The 25,326-nt window shown below is 61.5% G+C and carries 21 protein-coding genes and 2 pseudogenes; 15 read left to right on the top strand and 8 right to left on the bottom strand.

Annotation, left to right across the window (positions count from 1 at the left end):
* Positions 1-29: 29 nt before the first annotated feature.
* From ACFONC_RS05425 to ACFONC_RS05415, 3 genes and pseudogenes are all read right to left on the bottom strand, one after another.
* Entirely contained in the window at positions 30-461 is a 432-nt protein-coding gene (locus ACFONC_RS05425; RefSeq protein WP_386742694.1) for a MerR family transcriptional regulator, read from the bottom strand.
* 89 nt (positions 462-550) lie between these two features.
* The gene (locus ACFONC_RS05420; protein WP_386742693.1) at positions 551-1,195 is read right to left on the bottom strand and encodes a copper resistance protein B; all 645 of its coding nucleotides are present in this window, start codon (positions 1,193-1,195) and stop codon (positions 551-553) included.
* Positions 1,196-1,437: 242 nt separating this feature from the next.
* Positions 1,438-3,159: pseudogene (locus tag ACFONC_RS05415) on the bottom strand (copper resistance system multicopper oxidase); the annotation flags it as partial.
* 132 nt (positions 3,160-3,291) lie between these two features.
* Here ACFONC_RS05415 and ACFONC_RS05410 point away from each other — a divergent pair.
* From ACFONC_RS05410 to ACFONC_RS05400, 3 genes are read left to right on the top strand one after another with little or no spacing between them, the layout of a single operon-like run.
* A complete protein-coding gene (locus ACFONC_RS05410; RefSeq protein WP_386742692.1) occupies positions 3,292-3,948 on the top strand; it encodes a hypothetical protein in 657 nt (218 codons plus the stop codon).
* Positions 3,945-5,831, top strand: coding sequence for a hypothetical protein (locus tag ACFONC_RS05405; RefSeq protein WP_386742691.1), 1,887 nt, complete (start codon positions 3,945-3,947; stop codon positions 5,829-5,831). Before ACFONC_RS05410 ends, ACFONC_RS05405 begins: the two co-directional genes overlap by 4 nt.
* A gap of 9 nt (positions 5,832-5,840) precedes the next feature.
* Positions 5,841-6,782: an ATP-binding protein gene (locus ACFONC_RS05400; RefSeq protein ID WP_386742690.1), complete on the top strand. Its 942-nt coding sequence runs from the start codon at positions 5,841-5,843 to the stop codon at positions 6,780-6,782.
* A 14-nt stretch (positions 6,783-6,796) separates the two neighbouring features.
* Here the strand turns inward: ACFONC_RS05400 and ACFONC_RS05395 are convergent, their stop codons facing one another.
* Positions 6,797-7,564: a hypothetical protein gene (locus ACFONC_RS05395; protein WP_386742689.1), complete on the bottom strand. Its 768-nt coding sequence runs from the start codon at positions 7,562-7,564 to the stop codon at positions 6,797-6,799.
* A 98-nt stretch (positions 7,565-7,662) separates the two neighbouring features.
* Here ACFONC_RS05395 and ACFONC_RS05390 point away from each other — a divergent pair, with 98 nt between their 5' ends.
* From ACFONC_RS05390 to ACFONC_RS05355, 8 genes and pseudogenes are all read left to right on the top strand, one after another.
* Positions 7,663-8,013 (top strand): helix-turn-helix domain-containing protein, encoded by a 351-nt coding sequence (locus ACFONC_RS05390; RefSeq protein ID WP_386742688.1) that lies wholly within the window; start codon positions 7,663-7,665, stop codon positions 8,011-8,013.
* Between the two features lie 109 nt (positions 8,014-8,122).
* On the top strand, positions 8,123-8,551 hold the full coding sequence (locus ACFONC_RS05385; protein WP_386742687.1) for a CopL family metal-binding regulatory protein: 429 nt from the start codon (positions 8,123-8,125) through the stop codon (positions 8,549-8,551).
* A 113-nt stretch (positions 8,552-8,664) separates the two neighbouring features.
* Entirely contained in the window at positions 8,665-10,542 is a 1,878-nt protein-coding gene (locus ACFONC_RS05380; RefSeq protein WP_386742686.1) for a copper resistance system multicopper oxidase, read from the top strand.
* Positions 10,539-11,678, top strand: a complete 1,140-nt coding sequence (locus tag ACFONC_RS05375; RefSeq protein WP_386742685.1) for a copper resistance protein B — start codon at positions 10,539-10,541, stop codon at positions 11,676-11,678. Before ACFONC_RS05380 ends, ACFONC_RS05375 begins: the two co-directional genes overlap by 4 nt.
* Before the next feature lie 16 nt (positions 11,679-11,694).
* On the top strand, positions 11,695-12,588 hold the full coding sequence (locus ACFONC_RS05370) for a c-type cytochrome (RefSeq protein ID WP_386742684.1): 894 nt from the start codon (positions 11,695-11,697) through the stop codon (positions 12,586-12,588).
* A gap of 33 nt (positions 12,589-12,621) precedes the next feature.
* Positions 12,622-13,119: a YybH family protein gene (locus ACFONC_RS05365; RefSeq protein WP_386742683.1), complete on the top strand. Its 498-nt coding sequence runs from the start codon at positions 12,622-12,624 to the stop codon at positions 13,117-13,119.
* A gap of 13 nt (positions 13,120-13,132) precedes the next feature.
* Positions 13,133-13,657: a DUF411 domain-containing protein gene (locus tag ACFONC_RS05360; RefSeq protein WP_386742682.1), complete on the top strand. Its 525-nt coding sequence runs from the start codon at positions 13,133-13,135 to the stop codon at positions 13,655-13,657.
* Between the two features lie 8 nt (positions 13,658-13,665).
* Positions 13,666-13,856: pseudogene (locus ACFONC_RS05355) on the top strand (transposase); the annotation flags it as partial.
* Positions 13,857-14,037: 181 nt separating this feature from the next.
* Here ACFONC_RS05355 and hutG read toward each other — a convergent pair.
* The 4 genes from hutG to hutC are packed head-to-tail and all read right to left on the bottom strand — an operon-like array spanning position 14,038 to position 18,949.
* Complete coding sequence (gene hutG / locus ACFONC_RS05350; RefSeq protein WP_386742681.1) at positions 14,038-14,973, bottom strand: formimidoylglutamase; 936 nt, start codon at positions 14,971-14,973, stop codon at positions 14,038-14,040.
* Positions 14,973-16,502 carry a histidine ammonia-lyase gene (gene hutH / locus ACFONC_RS05345; RefSeq protein WP_386742680.1) on the bottom strand — a complete coding sequence of 510 codons (1,530 nt, stop codon included), beginning with the start codon at positions 16,500-16,502 and terminating at the stop codon, positions 14,973-14,975. Before hutH ends, hutG begins: the two co-directional genes overlap by 1 nt.
* 7 nt (positions 16,503-16,509) lie before the next feature.
* Entirely contained in the window at positions 16,510-18,201 is a 1,692-nt protein-coding gene (gene hutU / locus ACFONC_RS05340) for a urocanate hydratase (protein WP_386742679.1), read from the bottom strand.
* Positions 18,202-18,211: 10 nt separating this feature from the next.
* The gene (gene hutC / locus ACFONC_RS05335; RefSeq protein WP_386742678.1) at positions 18,212-18,949 is read right to left on the bottom strand and encodes a histidine utilization repressor; all 738 of its coding nucleotides are present in this window, start codon (positions 18,947-18,949) and stop codon (positions 18,212-18,214) included.
* Positions 18,950-19,089: 140 nt separating this feature from the next.
* Between hutC and ACFONC_RS05330 the strand changes: the two genes are divergently transcribed.
* The 4 genes from ACFONC_RS05330 (at position 19,090) to ACFONC_RS05315 (ending at position 24,950) form a co-directional block, all read left to right on the top strand.
* Positions 19,090-19,512, top strand: a complete 423-nt coding sequence (locus ACFONC_RS05330; RefSeq protein WP_386742677.1) for a CopL family metal-binding regulatory protein — start codon at positions 19,090-19,092, stop codon at positions 19,510-19,512.
* A 120-nt stretch (positions 19,513-19,632) separates the two neighbouring features.
* The gene (locus ACFONC_RS05325) at positions 19,633-22,347 is read left to right on the top strand and encodes a TonB-dependent receptor (protein WP_386742676.1); all 2,715 of its coding nucleotides are present in this window, start codon (positions 19,633-19,635) and stop codon (positions 22,345-22,347) included.
* Between the two features lie 78 nt (positions 22,348-22,425).
* Positions 22,426-23,118 (top strand): PepSY domain-containing protein, encoded by a 693-nt coding sequence (locus ACFONC_RS05320; RefSeq protein ID WP_386742675.1) that lies wholly within the window; start codon positions 22,426-22,428, stop codon positions 23,116-23,118.
* A complete protein-coding gene (locus ACFONC_RS05315; RefSeq protein ID WP_386742674.1) occupies positions 23,115-24,950 on the top strand; it encodes an NADH:ubiquinone reductase (Na(+)-transporting) subunit F in 1,836 nt (611 codons plus the stop codon). Before ACFONC_RS05320 ends, ACFONC_RS05315 begins: the two co-directional genes overlap by 4 nt.
* Positions 24,951-25,326: the final 376 nt, after the last annotated feature.

Raw genomic sequence — 25,326 nt, 5'->3', positions numbered from 1 at the left:
GGCGGCATGGACCGCGTGATCGTGCGTAGTCATGTCCGCGCGCTCCGGCCGGCCGCGTCGCTTTCGGTGGGATCGGTCGTCAGGGCGGCCATGATCGGGCAGGTCTCCAGCGGGCCGTGGCCGGGGCAGGCATCGACCAGGCCACGCAAGGCGTCACGCATCCGGGTCAGTTCGGCCAGGCGCTCTTCGACGACTTCAAGTTTCCTCGCAGAAGCATTCCGCATCTCATTCATATCATTTGAATAATTGCCACTTATCGCCATCAGTTCACCTATTTCGTCAAGAGTGAAACCAAGGGTCTTGGCACGGCGGATGAAGTTCAGGCGGGTGACGTCGTCCTGCGCGTACTGGCGGTAGCCGCTGGCGCTGCGCGCCGGCTCCGGGATCAGGCGCTGGCGTTCGTAGTAGCGGACGGTGTCGATGGGCACGCCGGCCTGGCGTGCGAGCTGGCCGATATTCATGGCGATCTCCTGAGGCAGGGCGCCATGATAGACCCTTGACCTTGGTCAAGAGTCAAGGGTTTGGCGAAAGCGTGCTCGTAAATCCCGACTCAGAACCAGAAGCGGACGCCGGCCACCCAGCCGTGCTCGCTGGCATCGCCACCCGAGGCCTCGATAGCGTCGGCGGTGCCGCCGAACCGTCGTGTCCAGACATGGCCGACATACGGCGCGAAGCGGCGGCTGAACTCGTAGCGCAGGCGCAGGCCGAAGCTGGCGTCGCTCAGGCCCTTGCCAATGTGGTTCTCGTCGTCGTCGCGGCTGTAGAGGTTGGCTTCGAGCTTCGGCTGCAGGATCAGCCGGTTGGTCAGCAGCACTTCGTACTCGCCCTCGAGCCTGGCGGCCAGGCGCCCGGACGCGCCGATGTAACCGGTCGCCTCGACCTCGAACTTGTAGGGCGCCAGTCCCTGCACGCCGATCGCGGCCCAGTCGCGGTCGCGGCCGGCGGAGTTCGAGTCGTGGCGCAGGCCGATGGTGCGGTCCCACCATGGGCCGGTGGCATGGCTCCAGAACAGCTCGGTGGTGGCGTGGTCGAGGTGGCCGTCGTGGCGCGCGCCTTCGCTGCGCAGCCAGAGCTTGTCGAAGTTGCGGCCGATGCCGGCGCGCAGGTCCCAGCCGAACATGTCGTCCTTGCCATACTCGAGTTGATCGCCACGGAACACCGCGATCAGCGGGTTGTCGTCCATGTGATCGCGCATGTCCATGGCTTCGAGGTCGGCGGGGAAGGCTGCGGCGCGCTCGGCTGCGGTGGGGGCAGGGAAGGGCGAGTACGTTTGCGGCGAGGTGGCTGGCGAGTGGTTGCCATGATGTGCGTGAGACTCGTCTTCCTGTGCCTGGGCGGCATCGTGCTTCACGTGATGCGCATGGGCATCGTGCTGTGCGACCGCGGGCAGGGCGGCTCCGGCGATTGCGACTGCCAGCAAGGCGAGGACGGGGGGCCTCATTCGACGCGTACCTCGCGGAACATGCCCAATTCCATGTGCAGCAGCATGTGGCAGTGGTAGGCCCAGCGCCCGATCGCGTCCGCGCTGACACGATAGCTGCGCACGTGCCCGGGCGGCACGCTGATCGTGTGCTTGCGCAGGTGGAAGTTGCCGGCTTCGTCCTCCAGGTCGCTCCACAGGCCGTGCAGGTGGATCGGGTGCTCCATCATCGTGTCGTTGACCAGCACGATGCGCATGCGCTCGCCGTAGTTGAGGCGGACCGGCTCGGCCTCGGAGAAGCGGATGCCGTCGAAACCCCAGACGTAGCGCTCCATGTTGCCGGTCAGGTGCAACTCGACGGTGCGCGACGGCTCGCGCGGGTCGGGATCGTCGAAGGCGCTTTTCAGATCGGCGTACGTGAGGACCTTGCGGCCATTGCCGCGCAGGCCGATGCCGGGATCATCGAGCGCGCGTGACGGAGTCATCGTCTGCATGTCGACGGCCGGGTTGCCGGTTTCGCTGGCCGGGTGCGAGATCATCGTGTTCGCGCCGCTGGCGCCGTGCATTGAATGATCCATCTGCATTGCGGCATCGCGCGGTGCTGCGTGCCCCATGGCAGCGTGGTCCATCGTCGCATGGTTCATCGAAGCCTCGTCTTTCGAAGCACCGTGGTTCATCGCGGCATGGTCGTGCGCGGAAGGCGGCGCCGGCTTTCCTGCTTCCGGCGCGTCCATCTTCATGCCGTGGTCGGACATGTCGTGACTTGCATGATCGCCATGCCCCATGTCGGCCATGGTCAGGATCGCGCGCGGATCGAGGGCGGGGACGGGCGCTTCCAGCCCGATCCGCGGCGCCAGCGTGGCGCGCGCGTAGCCGCTGCGGTCCATCGCCTGGGCGAACACCGTGTACGGCTGGTCCTCCATCGGCGTGACCACCACGTCCAGCGTTTCGGCCACGCCGATGCGGAATTCATCGATGCTGACCGGATGCACCGGCTGTCCGTCGGCGGCGACCACGGTCATCCGCAGGCCGGGGATGCGCACGTCGAAGTACGTCATCGCCGAACCGTTGATGAAGCGCAGCCTGACCCGTTCGCCGCGCTTGAACAGGCCGGTCCAGTTGCCGGCGGGCGTCGCGCCGTTGACCAGGAAGGTGTAGGTCAGGCCGTTGACGTCGGCCAGGTCGGTCGGGCTCATCCGCATCCGGCCCCAGGCGCCCCGATCTTGCAGTGCAGCATCGAGGCCATCGCGGCGTGCGTCACGGATGAAGTCGCCGACGGTGCGCTTGTAGCGGTTGTAGTAGTCGGGCTTGATCTTGAGCTTGCGCACGATCGCGTGCGGATCCTCGTCACTCCAGTCAGACAGCAGCAGCACGTAGTCCCGGTCGGCGGCGACCGGATCGGGCCCGTCGGGCTCGATCACGATCGCGCCATAGACGCCCTTGGCTTCCTGCAGGCTGGAATGGCCGTGGTACCAGTACGTGCCGGCCTGTTTCAGCGTGAACCTGTAGGCGAAGGTCTCGCCGGGCCGGATGCCGTGGAAGCTCAGTCCCGGCACGCCGTCCATGTTCGACGGCAGCAGGATCCCGTGCCAGTGGATCGAGGTATCCACGCCCAGGCGATTCGCCACCCGAAGCGTGACCGTGTCGCCCTGGCGCCAGCGCAGCAGCGGCCCGGGCACGCCACCGTTGATGGCGACGGCATTGGCCGGCCGGCCCGTGTAGTTGACCGGGAGGTGTCCGGTTCCTCAACCACGACTCTATTAAAAATCAATAAAAACAATGACATATGACACACGGGATACAACATTGCGGTTGACTTGACGGACATAAATCCGTATCCCTTTCTGCGGGTTCAGTCCGGAGCACCGCTCATGGTCGAAGCCAGTCCGCAATTCAAGCCTCGAAAGATCTCCGACGCCCAGTTCGGGCGGTCTAATGTCTTCGTAGCTTGGTCCGGCAGGCTGGATCGTCGGGTGCAACTCATTGGTCCTGCCCAGTACGATGCTTGGCTGGTGCTCGAATTCGACCCAGACGTCGCATGGTTCTGCGAGCGGCCGCCTATTGACATTGAACTGATGCCCTTGGAGGGCAAGCGGCGCCCCCTGGATTTCTGGGCACGACGGCGTTCCGGCAAGCAATTCGGGGTCGCGCTTCATGACGCAGCGCTGGCTCGCGACAAAAAATGTCCTCTCGACCTTCTCAAACGTTCGATCGAGGCGTCCAAGCTGAAATGCGAGATTTGGCAGGCGTCAGATATGCGCAGCCGACTCATCTATGTGCGCAACCTCAAGGAGCTGCAGCCGTTCATCGCCATGAATCAGCCCGCAGACGAGCAGTTAGCGACGGCCCTGATAACACACTTGGAACGCGTCAAAAGAGCCAGTTGGTCGGAGGTCATGACGCTATTCACGTCCAGGTTCGAAGGGGTCGTCAACACGGAAATTGCCCGGCTGATCCATTCGGGTCGGATTACAGCCAATCTCGCAGACCACGCCTTGGCATCCAACACGATATTGAGCGTGCCATGAGCGTCGCCGAGCGCCTTGCCATCGCTCCGGAGCTTCGGGATACAACCCTTTGGGAGAAACCGCGCGATAAAGATATTGCCGCGGAAGACCTAGCCGAATACAGGCGTCGCAAGAAGGCGGTGACGGCTTACCTTAACGGCACATCGTTCGCCGCGATCGCCAAGGATCATCGCTATACCAAGAGCCAGATCTATCGCATGCTGGAACGATGCCTTACGGTTCGACCAAGCGGGAACATGTATGGATTCCATGCGCTGATCCCAGGGGTTTCGATCGCCCCCTACAAGCGCAAGTCGCCGGTCAACCCAGAACTGGCGGCGCAAACCAAGGGCTTGGCCGGGGCGTTCATGCAGCTTATGGCCGAACACGAGATCTTATATCGTTATGTCGAGAAACACGCCCTTAGCGCGGGGGGCAGATCAGCGACGGTGATCGCTCGAGCGATTCGTGCAGAATTCTTGAAAAAATGCGCCAAGGTTCGCGCTCCAAATCAATACCCATTCAACACCGACGATCAGGGTGCCCGGGCACTCGTGCGCTTCATCGATCGAATGCGTGAGGAACATTATTCGGCGAAAAGTGGGAACGAAGAAGAAAGTTCAGGTGCATTCTCAGGGCCTCTAACAGCCCAGCCATCGGGGGCGCAGCAATTGCGACCCTTTGAAGAAACCGAACATGATGGCCACAACGGTGATTTCTATTTCGTCATCAAGGCGCACGGGCGGCGCGGCGAGTGGGTCTACACGACCCCGATGCGATTGTGGCTTCTGCTCTTGATAGACCGTTCAAGCCGCGCAATTCTTGGTTATTCCTATCGCCTTGGAAGCACGAACTACCCCGCAATTTCAGTTATGCGCTCGTTCGTCCATGCACTGATCCCATGGGAGCCAAAGATCCTGACATTGCCGCATTTGTCCTACAAGGAAGGAGCGGGATTCCCTTCTGGCATTGGGCCGCGCGCCCGCGGTCGTCTAATTGATCTTGTGTGCTTCGATAATGCGAAGGCAAATACCGCCAAGCTGACGATGCGAGGGCTCACGACTGTTCTTGGTGCCACCCTCAACTATGGCCGTGTTCGCCATCCCATCGCCCGCCCCTTCATTGAGCGTCTTAACCAGTCGCTGGAAACCCATGGGTTCCGTCGCTTACCGATTGGCTTCAACCCCAAAGGCCCAAAGGAAGACCGCGACCGTGCCCTGAAGGCTGCGGTCGAGCATGCAATTACCATTGATGAGTTGGATCAGGTAATTGACGTCATGTTGGCAAATTCGAATGCAGATCCACATTCCGATCTGGTGAATCGCAGTCCCAATGAATATATTCGGATGTGGGATGGACAGACGGTATCGCCGCTGAGACGTATCGAGGATCCCCAGGAGGTTGCTCGACGGCTCTTGCAACTGGAGTACATCAAGACCGTTCGCGGTGGGGGCGAGTCTCACCGTGCGCCCTATGTTGAGCTGTGGGGTGCCCGTTACACGAACGATGTTCTGCGGAAGATGACGGATTCGATCGGGAAAAAGGTGCGAATCGTCGTTGATATCGACGGAGATATTCGTTTGATCCGTGCTTACTTGCGACGCGGGCACCGCGAGCTCCCGTTGGGAATCCTGAAAGCGGGTCCGCCTTGGCATTTGACGCCCCATACGCTGGAACAGCGACAGATCGTTCGTCGTGCCAACAAGGTTGAGAAGCTTGTCGTCAAGCCGGGAAGTGACATGCTGCAAACCTTCAAGCACCTAAGGCAACGTGAGGCGGGAGAGCGTAAGTCGGCAGCGAATCAACTGGCCAAGGCCGGCAAGATTTCAGATCCTCCTTTTCCAAACCGAGAACGGGATGCGAAGGATCGAGTGGCTAAGAAGAATTGGATCAAGCTCAAGTAGGAGATCCAGATGCATCCGGTAGAACTCGACAATTACGTAATGCCGACCAATGCGCTGGAATCCTTCGTCAACGTATGCGTGGGCTGGATCAATTCGAACCTCGTCGGCGCTCTGGTGCCGGGTCTCCAGCGCATAGGCAAGAGCCATGCCGTTGATTACTTCATGGCGAACTATCGCCAATGGTTAGGCAATAGCGTTGGGGTCGTGTCGGCCGAAGTTCTACCCCACAAGCAGATATCGGAAGGCATCTTCTGGGGTGACCTATTGACGTCGATGAAGCGACCGACGAAGAAGCGAAGTCCGGAAGAACGGCGCCAATTGTTCGTTGGACGCCTGGTAGAGGCTGCGTCCAGATCGGAGAAGAAGAAGGTAGTCATCTTCATTGACGAAGCCCAACTACTAGAGGATGCATTGTATAAGCTACTGATCGGCGTTCATAACGAAATGTGGCGGCTGTATCGCATTAAATGCGTCTGGCTTCTTGTAGGGCAGCCGGAACTCGAAACTGTCATTTCGACATACATTGCCGAAGGTAAGCGTCAAATCGTTGGCCGATTCATGGCGGATACCTACGTTTTCCAGCCGCTAACCGGCATCACGGATTTCAAGGCCGCGGTTGAATGCTACGACTTGTACCTGCACTATCCCGGCAATGGGCCGTCCTTCACTGAGCATTTCGCGCCCATACCTTGGGGCGCCGGGTATCGCCTAGCTTCCGATGCCGACATGATCTTCCAACGTATCGCTCAAGCACGCACCGACAACGGCCTGCCTGATGGATCGGGCATGACAATGCAGGGGTTTACCACTCTGATGAACCACATCCTGACCCATTTACTGCCAAACCTGACGGCGGGTGAGGAGCTTAGTCCCAATGACATCGATGAGGCCATTGTCGCTACGAACTGCATGATCTTCGAGCAGCAGGAAGCACTATTGGCGACAGCCTGATTCTCAAAGGCGGCTTAACGCCGGGCGAGGGAGAGTTCGCTTTGGATGAGTGTTTCGACGCTTGGCCATCCCGTCCAGTACAGAAGGCCCAGTTTTGTCAGATGGTGGACGAAGCCCCGCCCCAGAGCATTGTCGGGCTGTGGGTTATGTGGAGGGAACGAGCATCCGCCCCAGACGCCTCTGGCGACGGAAACGGCCCGGCATCGAATCTCTTGGTAAATTGCTTCCCGCAAGCCTTCTGCCTGTGGGCTCTGCTGCAGCGCCATGGATGCACCGCGCCGGACCGCAGCCCAAGCGCAATAACGCCACTGGGCGATCGTCAGTGTCGGCGTTTTCTCTCGGTATGCGAAGGCCATGTCCTGCGCCCACTCTGCAGGAAACTTGTGCTTGACCAACTGCTGCTCGAAGAAATGCTCCGCTTCGGCTGATCCTAGTTCTGTCCACAGGCGTAGCCGAACAGCAGTCAGGTAATCATCGCGCTCGAGGGTATCAAAGTAGTCCTCAAGCGCGGTCGTAAGCAGGCGAGGCTCGTAAACCGTCCAGGTCAAACGCCATTGAAAGCCTTCGATCGGAGAGATTCGGACATCGGGTTTGAGTTCCCAGTCGCTGTCGGCATCGGCGACGGCGATGACGCCGCATTCGTGAAGCGCAGCCAGTACGACCAACGCCATCCGCCGGGTGGGGGCGACCGGCAGCCTGCGATCCTGAGCGGTCAGGAGTGCCCATAGGTAGAGGCAGCCTTGGAGACCAAGTTCATCGACTGTCGCCGGCGCTTGTGTCACTACCGCTTCTCCAGCTCGGTTGTTCCGAAACTAAGAATAACTTAGTATCCAAGCCTAGGTCACTTCCGCCATCCTTAGGGCTTCTCTGGGGAGCGGCAGTGGCCAATAGCGCGGCAAAACATCCAGTCTTCGCCCTCCGGCTGGCTCAGGCGCGGAAGCGCGCGGGCCTGACTCAGGCCGAACTGGGCGTGAAAGCCGGCCTGGATCCCGCCGTGGCCTCTCCCCGAATCAATCAGTACGAACGCGGCAAGCACGAACCCCAGCTGGCTACAGCCAAGCGTCTGGCGAAGGCTCTCAACGTCCCGGCGGCGTTCCTCTACGCTGAAGACGAATTGCTCGCCAAACTTTTGTTCCGGTGGAACGAGCTGTCTCTCCCCGAGCGCAAGGCGTTGCTCAAGCAAGCTGAACAAGCTTTGGGAGGGGCAGGGCGCGCCAAGACGTCGAGGTAACAAGGCGGTTGGAGCGAATTCGTTCGGTTGGTATCGATGAACCCTAGACCTTGTTCAGAGTTCACAATCGCTATACCCAAGCCACGGATATCCCGGTTAGAGTAGGCATATGTCGGTTTGGTCTATCCTGCTGCGGGTGTTGCTCAGCTTGTCTCTTGCCCTGAATGGGGTGAGCGCAGCTGCGGCAGCCGTGCATATGCCGCTAATGCTTAAAACGGCAACGCAAGCGGCCTCGGCTGGTGTGCAGGATGTCGCAGGTCCGGGGATGCCCTGCCATGGGCACCACAGAGCGAGCACAGAAATTGCCCAGGGCGTGGCGCCCGCCGCCGCTCCAGATCCAGCGCCGGTGAAGTCGCCATCTCCTGATTGCTGCAAATCCGGGCTTTGCCGTTGCGCGTGCGTGCATGGCGTTCAAGCGACTCTGGTGGCGGATATCAGCACGCCAGCAATTCTCGAGCATGACCGCAGCGTCCGCCCTTTGTTGCTGGGTCATGCGGAGCCTGCAGCACCTCATCTCATTCGACCTCCGATCGGCTAAGCGTCTCTACGCGCCCACGGCGCGCTTTGAGTTGCCCGCGCACGGTGTCTGCGCCGCGGGTACGGCGGTTCCTCATGGGGAACCGGCTTTCTTGATGCTTACACGGAGCTCCCATGTCTTCCGATTCTCTCGGCCGCAACGGCGGCGGGCCTTTCAGGCCGTCGCGGCGTCGCTTTGTACAAGGCCTCGCGGCAGGTGGGGCTGTTGCCAGCCTCGGTCTGTGGGCGAAGCCTACCTGGGCACTGCAGTCCCTCGGCAACACAAACGTCCTCTCGGGTACCGAGTTCGATCTCACCATCGGTGAGACCCCGATGAACTTCACCGGCCGGGTCCGTTCGGCGATCACTGTCAACGGTTCGATCCCGGCGCCGCTGCTGCGCTGGCGCGAGGGCACGACGGTCAATCTACGGGTCTCAAACGCGCTACCGGCCGGCTCCATCCACGGCCATGAAACCTCAATCCACTGGCACGGCATTTTGCTCCCCGCAAACATGGACGGCGTGCCCGGCCTGAGCTTCGCCGGCATCGGTCGCGGCGAGACCTACCACTACCGCTTCACCGTCCGCCAAGGCGGTACCTACTGGTATCACAGTCACTCGGCATTCCAGGAGCAGGCAGGCCTTTACGGACCACTGGTGATCGATCCTATCGAGCCTGCGCCGTTCGCTTTCGACCGTGACTACGTCGTGATGTTGACCGATTGGACGGATCTGGATCCAACCGCGCTGTTCTCACGGCTCAAGAAGATGGCCGGCTATGACAACTACTCCAAGCGCACGGTCGGCGACTTCTTCCGGGACGCGCAGCGGCAAGGCTTGGGCGCCACGATCGAGGATCGCAAGATGTGGGGCGAGATGCGGATGACCCCGACGGACCTGTCGGACGTCAACGCGAACACTTACACCTATCTGATGAACGGCACCACGGCGCTGGGCAACTGGACAGGGCTGTTCCGCTCCGGAGAAAAAGTGCGCTTGCGCTTCATCAACGGCTCGTCGATGACCCATTTCGACGTGCGCATTCCCGGTTTGAAGATGACGGTGGTGGAAGCCGATGGTCAGTACGTGCACCCGGTCACAGTCGACGAATTTCGCATCGCCACGGCCGAAACCTTTGACGTCATTGTCGAGCCCAGCGGCCAGGATGCGTTCACGATCTTCGCCCAGGACATGGGCCGTACCGGCTATGTCAGCGGCACGCTGGCGGTGCGTGAAGGCTTGCGCGCGCCGGTACCGTCGGTGGATCCGAGACCAATTCTGACCATGGCCGACATGGGCCACGGCGGAATGGGAAGCGGCCACGGCATGGGTGCCATGAAGGGCATGGAAGGTGGCTGTGGGGCCAATATGGGCCACGACATGTCGGCGATGTCAAAGCCGCCAGCAACAGCTGCGGAGCACAGCGGCCACGAGATGGCCGGGATGGCGGGCGCTTCGATGGGCGGCATGGACCATGGCGCCGCCGGCATGCTGACCCATCCGGCCAGTGAGACGGGCAACCCCTTGGTCGATATGCAAACGATGGCGCCGGTTCCCAAACTCGAGGACCCGGGCATTGGTCTGCGCGACAACGGTCGCACCGTGCTGAGTTACGCGATGCTCAAGAGCACGTTCGAAGATCCCGACGGCCGCGATCCGGGGCGCGATATCGAACTGCATCTCACAGGGCACATGGAGAAGTTCGCGTGGGGCTTCAATGGTCAGAAGTTCTCCGAGGTCGAACCGCTGCGCTTCAACTACGGCGAGCGTCTCCGCATCGTGCTGGTGAACGACACGATGATGACGCATCCCATTCATCTGCATGGGATGTGGAGTGACCTGGAGGATGAGCAAGGTCAATTCCTCGTGCGCAAGCACACCATCGACATGCCGCCTGGCAGCAAGCGCAGCTACCGCGTACGAGCCGATGCCCTAGGAAGCTGGGCGTATCACTGCCATCTGCTCTACCACATGGAGGCCGGGATGATGCGGCAAGTGCGGGTGGAGGAATGAACATCATGACCGCACCCCACAGTCTCCGTGCCGGCGTGTTGAACGCGGCCATCGCTTTGGCGCTGCTGCCCAGTGCTGTCTCTGCTCAGGAGATGGACCACTCCAAGATGCAGATGCCAATGCCGGCGGAGCCGACAACTCAGGCCAAGCAGAAGGCCGGCGAGAAGCCTGCGAGCTCAACGCATGCGGGCCATCAAACGACGTCAGCACCCGCGAGCACCGCCGAGCCGAAACCCCCTACGGAAACGGATCATTCCGCCATGGATCATTCCGCCATGGGACATGACATGCCGATGCCTGCTAACCAACAGGAGCCAGTCGACCATTCGGCAATGCAGCACGACATGAGTGCAATGCCGAGTGAGGCTGCCCCGGTGGACCACGCCGCTATGGGGCATGGCACCGAGGAGAAGGCACCCGCCGAGCCGCGCACGCCAATTCCCGTCATCACTGACGCGGACCGTGCTGCCGCAGTGCCGCCGCCGAGCGATCATCCCGTACACGACAACAGCATTCAATACTACGTGTTGCTCGACCGACTCGAAGCCTGGGACGCGGATCCGGGCACTGGCTTGGAATGGGAAGGGCAGGGCTGGATCGGCACGGATCTCAATCGCCTCTGGCTGCGCACCGAGGGCGAGCACGTCGACGGCCGAACCGAAAGCGCCAATCTGGAAGTGTTGTATGGCCGCAGCATTGCCCCCTGGTGGGATTTGGTTGCCGGCGTTCGTCATGACTTCAAACCGGGTGCTTCGCAAGACTTTGCCGCGATCGGCGTGATGGGTTTGGCTCCGTACAAATTCGAGATCGAAGCGACCGGCTACATCGGCCAGTCAGGTCAAACCGCAGCCCGGTTCGAGGTCGAGTACGAAACGCTGCTCACTAATCGCTTGATCCTGCAGCCTCTGGTCGAGATAAATTTCTACGGACAGAACGATGAACGCCGCGGCATTGGCTCAGGACTGAGCACAGCAGAGGCCGGCTTGCGTCTTCGCTACGAGATCACCCGCCAATTTGCGCCCTACATCGGCGTCATCCACGAGCGCGCCTTCGGCCGAACTGCGGATCTTCGCCGCTCAGAGGGCGAGGACATCAACGACACCCGTGTGGTCGCGGGCTTCCGTATCTGGTTCTAACCAGGAGAAATCACCCATGCCGATCGTCACACGCCATTCGCTCATCACTGTCGTTGTACTTGCCTTGCTATCGCTGCTGATCATTGGTCTTTTCATCTGGTCCGGGCTCTACAACATCGGTGCCGATGACACACATACGCGGCCGGTGTACTCAGTCCTGCAAACCTTGCGTGAACGGTCCATTGCAGCCCGTGCCAATGATCTGCAATTGCCCGACCTTGCGGATCCAGCACGAATCAAGCAGGGCGCCGGCAACTACAACGCCATGTGCACGGGCTGCCATCTCGGCCCGGGCATGACTGAAACCGAACTCAGCAAGGGTTTGTACCCGGCGCCCCCGGACCTTACGCAACACATGGTCGACCCGCGAGAAGCATTTTGGGTGATCAAGCACGGCATCAAGGCGTCGGGCATGCCGGCTTGGGGCAAGAGCATGGACGATGAGTACATCTGGAACATGGCGGCCTTCCTGCAAACCCTGCCCAAGCTCAATGCCGAGCAGTATCAGGCACTGGTCGCGAGTAGTGGAGGCCACTCCCACGGCGGTGGTGAAACCGGCGGTCATGCGCATGCGGCAGGCGAAGCGAACGATCATCACGAAGAGGGCGATGAACACGGCCAGATGGAAAGCATGCCGAACGACGAAGCCAGGCCGCATGCGCATCCGCCCGGCACTCCCCCACACCAGGACAAAGCCGTCGACCCGCATGTCGGCATGGATATGGACGCTGACGAAGCCGGCGGCGAGACCAAGCCGCATTCGCATGCCTCGGGCACACCACTCCACGACGACAAGGCGCCTGCTGCGAAAAAGACCACCGAACCGGCACTGACAGTGGACGAGCACGCCGGCATGCAGATGCCAGATCCGGCCCCGGCCGAGCACGCCGACGACGGCCATCAGCACTAGCTCTTCCTTTCTTCAACGACAGGATCACTCCGAATGAAATCCCACTTCAACGCCTCGTGGTGGCTGGCGGTTCTGATGGCCTTGCCGATGCTCGCACTGGCACACGACCCGAAACCCGCCACGCCTGCGGCGCCGGTCGTCACCGTCAGCGATCAGGCCAAACCAGTCGTGGCAGTGGTCGAGCAGTTCTCGGCCGCGATGCACGCCGGCGACCTGGATCGTGCGGGTGCATTGTTGGCCGACGACGTACTCATTCTTGAAAGCGGCGGTGCGGAGCATTCACGTGCCGAGTACCTCGGCGGGCACGCCATCCACGATGCAGCTTTCCTCAAGACTGCACATAGTCAGGTCAAGCAACGGGCTGCGCGGGTAGACGGCGGCATGGCTTGGGTCGGCACGGAAACTGAGTTTCACACTACGAAAGATGGGAAGGCCATGATCTTGCTCAGCACGGAAACCATGGTGCTGAAGCAGACATTGGCTGGCTGGAAAATCGTTCACATCCATTGGTCATCGCGACCCAAACATTAAGCAGGAAGGTGATATGAGCATCCGAAATCTTCTCATGACGCTGGGAGTCCTGGCTGGGGCCACCACGATGATGGCCTGCGCGCGGTCACCCGAAGCTACGTCACCGATGGTGGAATCGGCGTCGCCTTCGACCCAGGCCATCGCCGAAAAGGCACAGGCATGGCCAGCCATGATCGTGCACAAGAGCCCGAGATGCGGCTGTTGCGAACTCTGGGTCACGCATTTGCGTGATGCTGGTTTCGCTGTGGAAGTGCGCAATGAAGACAACCTCAATCCCATTAAGGAACACGTCGGCGTGCCCTACGGCAAGGGCTCGTGTCACACCGCAGAAGTCGCCGGCTACTTCGTGGAAGGCCATGTCCCGGCTCAGGATATTCAGCGCCTGTTGACTCAACGCCCCGACGCCAAGGGGCTGGTGCTGCCGGGTATGCCGGCCGGTTCCCCTGGCATGGAAATGCCAGACGGCACTCAGCAGGCCTATACGGTGGAGTTGGTCCAACGCGACGGAACCACTGTCCCGTTTGCCCAGCATTTGTAGGGTAGGGTGAAGTCGAGCACAGCCGGAACCGCAACAAGTCGAAGATCCGGGCGCGGGTGGAACACGAGTTTTCGGTGGTGAAGCGTTGTAGGGCTTTGCCAAGGCACGCTACCGCGGGCTGGAGAAGAATGCCAACCGCAGCTTCGTGACGCTGGGGTTGGCGAACCTGTGCCTGGCACGTGTCCGGTTCGTGGGATAGCTGCGCCCAGCGGTGCCGTGTGGCCGCACAAGCGGCCCGGGGCGCCCGAAACGAGAACTCGATACTGCCTTGGATCACACCAGCAAGGTCGTTCGAACCAGATCGGTCGACCACGCAGGTGCCGCGGCTACATGATCAGCGCTGCCCTAACGCAAACAGTACGATTGAGAGGGCCACATGGTCAGGCCAATGGACGTGCGCTCTTTGCCGTCGCAAGTTGATAGACCAAGCGGGCCGCAACTCGGGCAGTAGCATTGTCGATATCCAGCCGTGGACATAGTTCTGCGATGTCGCAAACCTTGAGTCGGTCAGTCGCTGAGATGGCAGAGATGAGCGGCTCAATGACCTCCAACGGAACCCCCCGGGGACTTGGTGCGCTTACGCCTGGAGCGACGTAACCCGGTAAGACGTCAAGACAGATGGTGAGGTAGATGGAATCCGCCGGTTCGAGCCAACGCAATACTTGATCGATGTTGCTGTCCAAGCTCGACTGCGTCATTTCATGGTCCATTAACAGGTGTATCTCAGCCTCTTGTGCGTTACGAAACAACCGTTGAGTGTTCGAGGATGCGCTTACTCCGAGGCAGATGTAATCCAACGAAATTTCGTGCGCGCGGGCATGTTGTATGGCCTGCCGGAAGGATGTTCCCGACGTCCCCGCTGGCTCATCGCGCAAATCCAGATGGGCATCCAGATTGACGATGGCGATGCGACCCGGGCGATCGCTCCTAGCTAGCCCCAGATAGCTCGCAAAGCCGATCTCGTGACCGCCCCCCATGCCTAGGGGAAAATGACCCTTCGCAAGCAGATGGCTTACACGATCGGCATACCGACTCTGCGCACCGTCGAGATCGCCGTCGAGGCAAGTGATGTCACCCGTGTCGTATACGGAGCAAGAATTAATCGCCGGCAGGTTCGATAGAGCCTTTCGCAACGCCGATGGTCCTTCCACGGCTCCCGCACGGCCATGGTTGCGTCTTACGCCTTCGTCGCTGGCAAAACCAACCAATGCGATTCCCGGCATCGCCAGATTGTCGAAGGGGCGAACAACCTGGTGCCATCGGAATGTTTCAAGGTCTCCCGGGTCGTCGACACGACCATGCCAACCTTCCATCATCAGTCCAGCTGGTCTGGGAATTCAGTGCGCAAGAGTGCAGCAAGTTGACCAGATCCGATCAAGGAATCCGATGCAGCTATTTCCGGTGCGAAGTAGCGGTCCTCGTCGTACTTGGGGACCGCCATGCGGATCAGGTCGAAAACCTGCTCAAGTCGTTCCGATGAATGCAAGGGTCGCCGAAACTCGATGCCCTGGCAGGCGGCCAGCAACTCGATGGCGACGATGAGGCGTACGTTGGTAACGACATCGCCGGATTTCCTGGCAGCGAACGTGGCCATGCTGACATGGTCTTCCTGATTGGCTGAAGTCGGCATCGAATCAATGCTGGCAGGATGTGCGAGGGTCTTGTTTTCGCTGGCCAGTGCCGCAGCGGTCACATGGGCGATCATGAACCCTGAGTTGATGCCCGGGCTGCTGACCAGGAACGCAGGCAAGCCGGAGAGGTGGGCGTCGACAAGCAATGCAATACGCCGCTCGGAAAGCGCACCGATCTCCGAGGCGGCAATGGCGATTTGGTCGGCAGCAAATGCAACCGGTTCGGCGTGGAAGTTGCCACCAGACAACACTTCCCCGGTATCCGGGAACAGCAACGGATTGTCGGAAACCGCATTGGCCTCGATCAGCAGCGTCCTGGCCGACTGGCCCAGCACATCCCAGCACGCACCCATGACTTGGGGCTGACAACGCAGGCTGTAGGGGTCCTGGACGCGGGAATCCTCGAAGCGGTGGGACTCACGGATGGCGCTGCCATCGAGCAGATCCCGATACAGCCTGGCCACGTAGATCTGACCGGGTTGGCCGCGTAGCGCGTGGATGCGTTCGTCGAAGGGCGTATCGGAGCCGCAAGCAGCATCGACGGTAAGGGCGCCGGCGAGCACGGCAGCAGCGAACGCCTGCTCGGCAGAGAACAGCGACATCAGCGCGATGCCGGTGGAGACCTGCGTGCCATTGAGGAGGGCCAAACCCTCCTTCGCCCCCAGTTGTATCGGTCGCAGGCCCGAGCGCCGCAAGCCTTCGCTTGCTGGCATCACCTCGCCGCCGACCCGGACCGATCCCTCGCCCATCGCTGCCAGGGCGAGATGGGCCAGGGGAGCCAAGTCGCCAGAGGCCCCCACCGATCCTTGCGAAGGAATGCATGGCCAAACCTGCGCGTTGTAAAGACCGACCAAGCTTTCCAGCAGTTCCCAGTGCACGCCGGAATGGCCGCGTGCGAGGGATGCGATCTTCAGCGCGAGGATCAGGCGAACCGTTGCATCGTCCAGCAAGGGGCCTGTGCCCGCGGCGTGGGACCTCACGAGGTTGGTTTGGAGCTGCTCGAGTTGGTTTTCCGGGATGTGAATCCTGGCAAGCAGTCCGAAGCCGGTATTGATCCCGTAGGCCGGTTTTCCTGCAGCGACGATCGATGCGACGGTGCGCGTCGCCGCATCCACCTCCAGCTTGCTCGCAGGAGGTAAGCCGATCGCAGTGAACTGGGTTGCGATCGACCGCAACTGGGACAGCGAAAATTGTCCTGGCGTCAGCGTCAACATTGAGGTGTCATCCGGTGATTGAAGGTAGGTTGAGGCCATGGTCCTCGGCGCATTGAAGTGCCAGGTCGTAACCGGCATCGGCGTGACGCATGACGCCTGTCGCCGGGTCGTTCCACAGCACGCGCTCGATCCGTCTGGCGGCCTCGTCCGTGCCATCGCACACGATCACCACGCCCGAATGCTGGGAGAACCCCATCCCCACACCGCCGCCGTGATGCAGGCTGACCCAGGTGGCGCCGCCGGACACCGCGAGCATTGCGTTGAGCAACGGCCAGTCCGACACGGCATCGGACCCATCCAGCATCGCTTCGGTTTCCCGGTTCGGGCTGGCCACGGACCCGCAGTCAAGATGGTCGCGACCCACCACTACCGGAGCCTTCAGTTCGCCCGAGCGCACCATCTCGTTGAACGCCATGGCGGCAAGGTGGCGCTGGCCCAATCCCAGCCAGCAGATGCGTGCAGGCAAGCCTTGGAACGCGATGTGCTCGCGCGCCTGGTCGAGCCAGCGATGGAGCGGGGCGTCATCGGGAAAGAGCTCCTTGACCTTGGCGTCCGTCCGGTAGATGTCCTCGGGATCGCCGGACAGAGCAACCCAGCGAAACGGCCCCTTGCCCTGGCAGAACAGCGGCCGGATGCATGCAGGTACGAAACCGGGAAAATCGAATGCATTGGCGACGCCCTGGTCGAGGGCGACCTGGCGGATGTTGTTGCCGTAATCGATCGTGGGCACACCCATGTCATGGAAATCGAGCATGGCGCGAACGTGGTCGGCGCATGAGGTCGCCGCGGCGGCTTGCAGGGTCTTGTGCTGCGAGGAGTCGGCGCGTGCGGCATCCCACCGATCGACGGACCATCCTGCAGGCAGGTATCCGTTGACGAGGTCGTGGGCGGAGGTCTGGTCGGTCACCGCGGCCGGCCTGGCGCAGCCCTGACGTGCCAGATCGACGAAGCGGGGCAGCAGCTCCGCCGCATTGCCAAGCAGGCCGACCGACACGGGCGACCCGGCGTTTTTCACCAGCGCGAGGGCTTCTTCGATCGAATGCGCCTTCTTGTCGAGGTAGCGCGTGCGCAAGCGGAAATCGATCCGCGATTCCTGGCATTCAATGACGATGCAGCTGGCGCCGGCAAGCTTGGCTGCAAGGGGTTGTGCGCCGCCCATGCCGCCCAGGCCCGCCGTGAGGACCCATTTGCCCGACCAGTCGCTGTCGTGATGCTGGCGGCCAAGCTCGACGAACGTTTCATAAGTGCCTTGTACGATGCCCTGAGAGCCGATGTAGATCCAGGAGCCTGCCGTCATCTGGCCGTACATCATCAAGCCCTTGCGATCGAGCTCGTTGAAGTGATCCCAGTTGGCCCAATTCGGCACGAGGTTGGAATTGGCCAGTAGGACGCGAGGCGCGTCGGGATGCGTGCGGAAGACGCCAACCGGCTTGCCCGACTGGACCAGCAGGGTCTCGTCGGCTTCCAGTGATCGCAGTGAAGACAGGATGCGGTCGAAGCTCGCCCAGTCGCGGGCCGCCTTGCCGATGCCGCCGTAGACGACCAAGTCGTCAGGACGCTCCGCTACCTCGGGGTCGAGGTTGTTCTGAAGCATGCGATAGGCCGCTTCCACCAGCCACGACTTGCAGGAAAGCGAGCCTCCCCGGGGAGCGCGGACGACACGCGGGCCGGAGACGGCGGGATTGATGCCAGTGTCCATGGGAACTCCGTCAGGAATGTTGGTTGCTACCCACCTGGAATGCGCCAACGAAACGGTAGATGGCGGCGGGATGGGTCAGGCGGACAAGGCTGGCGACACGGCCTCGCGACCAGGTGCGTCGGCTCAGGATGAGCAACGGGTCGCCAGCTTCGATGCGAAGTATCCTGGCGATCTTCGCGTTGGCCACGTCGGCCTCGATCTCGTGTTCGGTCCGTTCGAGCGGGGCGATCCGCGTCAGGTACTCGTGAGGAGTCTCGACAGTGAAGTCGACGTCGAGATAGTCGGGTGCGCATGCGGGGTTGACGAAGCGGTCCTCAAGCTGCAACGGCTTGCCGTCCGCCAAGTGCAGGAGACGCGAATGGAACAGGTTGCTGCCGACGGGCAGGTCGAATCTTCGCGTCGTGACCGCGCGCGAAGCGACCAGCTCACGAACGAGGACGTTGACCACATGGACCTGTCCGCGTGCATGGATCTCGTCGCGGATGCTGCGTACCTCGAACATCGGCGAGTCGACTTTCGGCACTGCGACGAACGAACCGACGCCCTGCACCCGGCTCACCGCGCCCGAATCGCTGAGCTCGCGCAATGCACGGTTCACGGTCATCCGCGAAACGTTGAACTGGGCCACCAGGTCGTTCTCGCTGGGGATCTGGCTGTGGGGCGGCCATTTCCCGCTGGTGATCTGGTGAAGGATGTAGTGCTTGAGCTTGACGTACTGCGGTTTTGGCTTCTCCATGCCCCAGAGCATGACATGTCTATACAAGCCATGGAAGATGGCTGATCGCCCGGTTCTCGCATGAAGGGGCAGGGAGTCGCCTGTGGTTGACATTGCGTTTATTACCGTGGTATCTGGTGGTATAGACAACCTGGAAGCGCCGGCGCATCCCGATGTTCAAGCTCCCGTCCATGCTTCGCTACCTGCTGGTCCTGGCGTTCTGCCTCGACGGCAGCGCGGGGCTGTGGAAGGCCAGCGCGATGGCCACGAGTGCCGTACAGCACCTGCATGCCGGCGATCATGAGGCGGGCGACCCGCACCATGGCGCGACCGAAACAATCGCAACGACCGTAACGACCGCATCAGCCCCCGATTGCCCGGATGTCGAAACCCCGGGGCAGGGCGACGACGGGCATGAGGGTTGCGATTGCACGGATGCCGGGTGTAGCTGTACCTGCGATCTCCTCAAGGTTTCGGTTGCCCACAAGGTGCCGCCGGCTGGCACGGCTTGGCTTGCCTACATCCCTGTATTGCCCGATCCGACAACGGTCGGGAAAAGCTCACTCTCATCCGTCTTTCGACCTCCCATCGGTTGAACTTGTCCGGCTGCCGGCAAGGCGGCCTTCATTGCCGTGAGCACTCGTCGTACGCATGCGTATCGCGTTGCTTGGGCATTCTCCGACAAGTTCAAATGACAACCGTTTGAGGAGTTCCCCATGTTCTGTAACCGCAGCCAACTCACGTTGGCGATCGGCACACTGCTGTCTGCCGGCATCGTGACCAACGTCTTTGCCCAGTCCTCGGATGAAGCGGCAACCAAGGCAACCACCCTCGACGCCGTCACCGTGACTGGCAGCCACATCAAGGGTGCGGCCATTTCAGGCGTCGGTCCCGTATCCGTCATCGATGAAGAGATGATCGAGCGATCGGGCGCAACTTCTGTCGAAACATTGCTGCAACGTTTGCCGGCCTCGGCCGGGTTTGCAGGCAACCAGACCAATGCATACTGGGCGGACAACGGCTATGGCACAACCCAGGTCAACCTGCGTGGCCTCGGCATCAGCCGCACGCTGGTCCTGCTCAACGGTCGTCGCATCGTCAACGGGGGCACAGGCGCAAACAGCTCGGTCGACCTCAACATCATTCCGGTCGCATTGATCTCGCGCATTGAAGTGCTCAAGGACGGCGCCTCCGCCATCTACGGTGCGGATGCGGTGGCGGGCGTGGTGAACATCATCACCAAGAAGAAGTTCGACGGCGCCGAAGTCTCGGTGCGTTATGGCCAGACGTTCCAGCAGGACGGAGAGGATGGCGCCGTCGACGTTGCGTGGGGCGTGTCCAATGACCGCGGGTCATTGATGACCGCCATCAACTACTCCCAGGGCGGCACGGTCAACATGGCAGATCGCGCCCCGTGCGGCCTGGGCGAAGTTGACGGCAAGCTCCAGTGCGTCGGCAGCTCAAGCACGATCGGCGGCCGCGCCTTGCTTCCTGACGGAAGCCGCATCAACTTCAACCAGGAGATTGGCGGAGATGGCGATTTCTACGAGCCATACTCGCCCGAAAAGCACAACCAGAACTCGTACTCGATGCTCAATGCGGTCAATCCGATCAAGCGCCTCAGCTTCAGCGCGTTCGGCAACTTCTCCCTGACCGATAACGTCACCGCATTCACCGAGTTGATGTACACCAACCGCCAGTCGGACCAGCTGGCGACGCCCGGCACATTGGGCATCTATCGGCCGATCAACATCGCTGCCAACCAGCCGACCAACCCAACCGGCCAGGACCTGCTGCTTCAGCGCAGGAGCCTCAAGGAGGCCGGCCCACGCGAGTTCTACCAGGACGTCGACACGTTCCGCACGGTGCTGGGCCTGGAAGGCATGTTCGGCGATTACTGGAACTGGTCGGCCGCGGTGAACTGGGGCCGCAATACCGGCCAGGATGGCTCGACCAAGGTCGCCAACCTCGACCGCGTCGACGACACGCTCAATACCGCGATCTGCAGCAATGCGGCGGGCGCCGCCATCCCGTGTGCGGACTACCTGGGCTACGGCGACGTGACTCAGGAAGTCCTCGACTACATCCTGTACACGACCCGTGACGTCGGCGGGAACGAACAGAAGAGCTTCACCGCCAACCTGAGCGGCCAACTGTTCGAACTGCCGGCAGGGTGGGTGGGCGTGGCGACCGGCATCGAAGTGCGCAAGGAGCGCGGCTGGCGCGATCCGGATCCGCTCACGGTGCTGGGGATCGCCAACACCAACCAGCAGGATTCGATTGCCGGCGAGTACACGGCAAAGGAAATCTTCGCCGAGGTCGCCATCCCGTTGCTACAGGACAAGTTCCTCGCCCAGTCTCTGGCGCTGAACGCGGCAGTGCGCTACTCCGACTACGACCTGTTCGGCGGTGACACCAACTACAAAGTGGGCCTGGACTGGCAGATCGTGCCATCGCTGAAGCTGCGCGCGAACTATTCCACGGCGTTCCGCATTCCCAACGTGCCGGAACTGTTCGGCGGTGTCTCCGAAGGAGGCCTGACCACGACCGACCCATGCAGCGGCTGGGCCAGCCTGCCGAGCTCGTCGGTCGTCTATCAAAACTGTCAGGCGTCCGGGGTTCCTGCCGGCTATACCCAGCTCGGCAAAGCCATCCAGACGACGGTCGGCGGAAATCCCAACCTTGAGCCGGAGGACGCCGAGACGTTGACAGTGGGTGCGGTCTGGACCCCGACGTTCGCCGAAGGCCTCACGCTGACTTTCGACTACTTCAACATCAAGATCGACAACGCGATCCAGCGCATCGACGGATCGACGAAGCTGGCGGTCTGCTACAACACGCCGGGGCTGGCACACCAGTTCTGTTCACCGTCGAACTTCACCCGAAATCCGCTGACCGGAGAAATCAACTACCTGTCCGCGCAGCCGGTCAACGCGGCCAGCGAGCGGGTCTCCGGCATCGACCTGGGCGCGATTTACCAGTTCGGTATCGGCGGGATCGATGCCACGCTCAACTGGGATTTCTCCTACCTCAAGAACTACGATGTGAGGCCGTTCCCGCAGGCGGAAGAGATCCACTATGCCGGCAACATCACCGGCGGCCGCGGCAGCTTCACGCACTGGCGTTCGTTCGGTGCGCTGACGCTGGTGCAAGGCCCGTGGTCGGGGTCGTACAGCATCCAGTACATCGGCTCCGCAGACGACATCAATGCCGCCAAGGGCGATATCGGCGATCACGTGTCAAGTCTGACCTACCACAACGTCCAGGCGAAGTATGCCGTCAACGAGGCAATGGACATCGCGTTTGGAATCGACAACCTCTGGGACAAGGAAGCGCCCTTCATCCAGAGCTATACCGATGCCAACACCGACACCATGACCTACGACCTGCTCGGCCGTCGCTGGAACGCGAAGCTGACCTACCGCTGGTAACCGGCTTGGTTCCTTCCCGGTGAGTGTGCCGGGGAGGAACCAGGTTTCCCTTTCGGCCTGTACCGGCAGGAACCACTTATGAAACCCGCATTCTGGGCACGTCGTGCCCACAAATGGATTGCCTTGTTCATCGGCGCACAGGCCCTGCTGTGGACGGTGAGTGGGCTCTACATGACCGCCATGTCGATCGACTACATCCACGGCGACCATCTGGCGCATTCGAAAGCACCCGCGCTTGCACGAGACTCTGCACTGATCGATCCGGGCGTGATCGGTAAGCGTTATCCAGGCATGGACGGCTTTCGTCTCAGGCAGTTGCTGGGGCGCGAAATCTACGAGGTGCACCATGGCGCCGGCATCGAACTGGTCGATGCACGCACCGGCACGACGATCGGACCGATCAACGAGTCTGCGGCGCGTCGGCTGGCCCTGGCTACCTACCAGGGCGAAGCACCGATGCAGTCGCTGCAGTTGATACACAAAGCGCCGAGGGAAGTTGCGACCCGCGCGCTTCCCATGTGGCAAGCCAGATTCGGCGATCGCATCAACACCGCCTTGTATTTTTCCCCGCAGACGGGCGAACTGCTGGCCACGCGGCATGATTTCTGGCGGTTGTTCGATTTCCTCTGGATGCTCCACATCATGGATTACGAGGAGAGAACGGACGTCCACAACACGTTGTTCCGGGTTGCGGCATCGGTAGGTTTTCTGTTCGCGCTCAGCGGCGTGTGGTTGCTGTTCTACAGTTTCCGCAAGAGGGTGGACGCATGACGCCCTGGATCCGGAAGCTGCACAAGTGGATCGGCCTGGCCGTTGCATTGCAATTTACGATCTGGCTGGGCAGCGGGTTGACCATGAGCCTGCTCGACAAGAATGCCGTGGAGAACGTGCATCACCGCGCGCCGGCTGGCGACACGCCCGACTGGCCCGGGAGCGCCGTCTCCCCGGCGGCCATCCTTGCAGCGGCCACGCGTCCGGTGCAGGTGATCGAAACCCATTGGCTGGGAGATCGGCCGGTGTACCGGCTCAGCGACAAGGACGGAAGCTGGCTTGCCAGCGTCGACGACGGACAGCCTGTGCCGGTGACCGCGGATGCGATCGCGGCGATCGCGGCGGCGGATTACGTGGGCGAGGGACGGGCGTCGTCGCCGGAGTTCATGAAAGAGACGATCTGGGAGGCGCGCGGTCATGCCGGCCCACTCTGGCGCGTGGCGTTCGCCGACGACGACGGTACGACGCTGTACCTGTCCGGACAGGACGGCCGCATCCTCGAACGGCGCAGCAGCACGTGGCGGATCTTCGACTTCGCCATGATGCTGCACTTCATGGATTACACCCGGCAGCAGGATTTCAACAATCCGCTGATCGTGATGGCCGGTGCAGGCGGATTGTGGATTGCGCTGTCGGGCATCTGGCTGCTGGTGACCAGCTTTCGCCTGGGTGAGTTCATCCCATCGCGCTGGCGGCCGCGCCATGAGTTGACCGTGTTTGCTGCCGGCGGCGCGAGGCTGCGTTCGGTGGAATCGCATTCGGGCGACACTGTCTACCTTGCACTGGGCAGGAATGGCCTGCAGCTGCCGTCCAATTGCGGCGGGGGCCAGAGCTGTGGCCTGTGCGAAGTGCGCGTGCGCGGCGATGCGCCCAAGCCGACCAGCGCCGACCGCGAGCACCTGGACAAGAGCCGGTTGGGGTTGGGTTATCGCCTTGCGTGCAACGTGCCGGTGCGCTCGGATACTCAGGTCGAAGTCGCGGGTGGCGCCGCGCTGTGGACCGAACGCACAGGTACAGTGGCCAGCGTGGAGGCGGTGACGCCTTTCCTGCGTGAAATCGTGCTCGAACCGGATGCCGCGTTGGCGTCATCGGAATTCCAGCCGGGCGCCTATCTGCAGGTGCACGTGCCGGGGTACTCCCTGCAGCGGCACGATCTCGATCATCCCGAGCACCATCGCCCGGATTGGGCCGCGCTCGACTTGCCGCCGACGTTGACATCCAGGGAGCCGGTACGGCGATCGTACTCGCTGTCCCTGCCGGTGGAGAAAGCCGGCGGGAAGGTCACCCTGCTTGTCCGCTTCAGCCCGGGCGGGCAGGGGAAGAAGCGCCAGCCCGCTGGCAAGGGTTCGACTTACCTGTATTCGCTCAAGCCTGGGGACCGTGTGCATTTCAGCGGGCCGTTTGGCGACTTCGCGCTCAAGCCGGGGACGAAGGAGAAGGTGTTCATCGGTGGCGGCGCCGGCATGGCCCCGCTGCGCGCCATGATCCATTCGCTTCTCGACCGCGACGCAAGCGAGCGCATCCACTTCTGGTACGGCGCACGTAACTTGCGCGAAGCACCTTATGTCGATGAGATGGCCGAGCTGGCGAACACCCATCCGAACTTCACATGGCACTTGGTGTTATCGGATGCTGCCGAACATGGTGCTGGATTGATACAAGGGCTGGTGCATGAGGCCACGCATGAGGGACTGCTGCAAAGTCATCCAGATATCCATACCTGTGAATTCTATCTTTGCGGACCCCCAGCAATGCTTTCAGCGACACGCAATCTCCTTGATAGGCTCGGAATCCGACAAGGGCAAATCGCCTATGACGACTTTAAGATATAGCTCACACAAGGAACTCGGCATGATCGTCAAGCAGGTCAATCCCAGATCCGAAGTCGTGAGGTGGTGACCTTTGATGCGAGAGTTCTTTCCTGGCAACCTGCAACCGTTGGCACGTGCTCGATGACGTGGCGTCACTAGTCGGCCGCGGTCGCCCATCTTCGGGGGGCTCCGCAGTCGCCAGCATCGCGTTCGATCATAGGCCGACGGAACTGGCCGACGTCCGGAAGCCGCAAGTTCTCGCGTGACGCGTAGGCTCACGCGGGGGCGGGGCGTGAATTCGCCGAATATGTCCCTGAGGTGTTTGCCAGGCCCATTGGGACCTCCGCGAGCGACGGCAGCTTCGATTCGCCACGTGAAATTGTGTAACCCCTATCCG

The sequence above is a fragment of the Luteimonas soli genome, from assembly GCF_042648865.1.
Taxonomy (GTDB): Bacteria; Pseudomonadota; Gammaproteobacteria; order Xanthomonadales; family Xanthomonadaceae; genus Luteimonas; species Luteimonas soli.
Note: the sequence above shows the minus strand (reverse complement) of the source record. Positions and strands in the feature narration are given on the sequence as shown.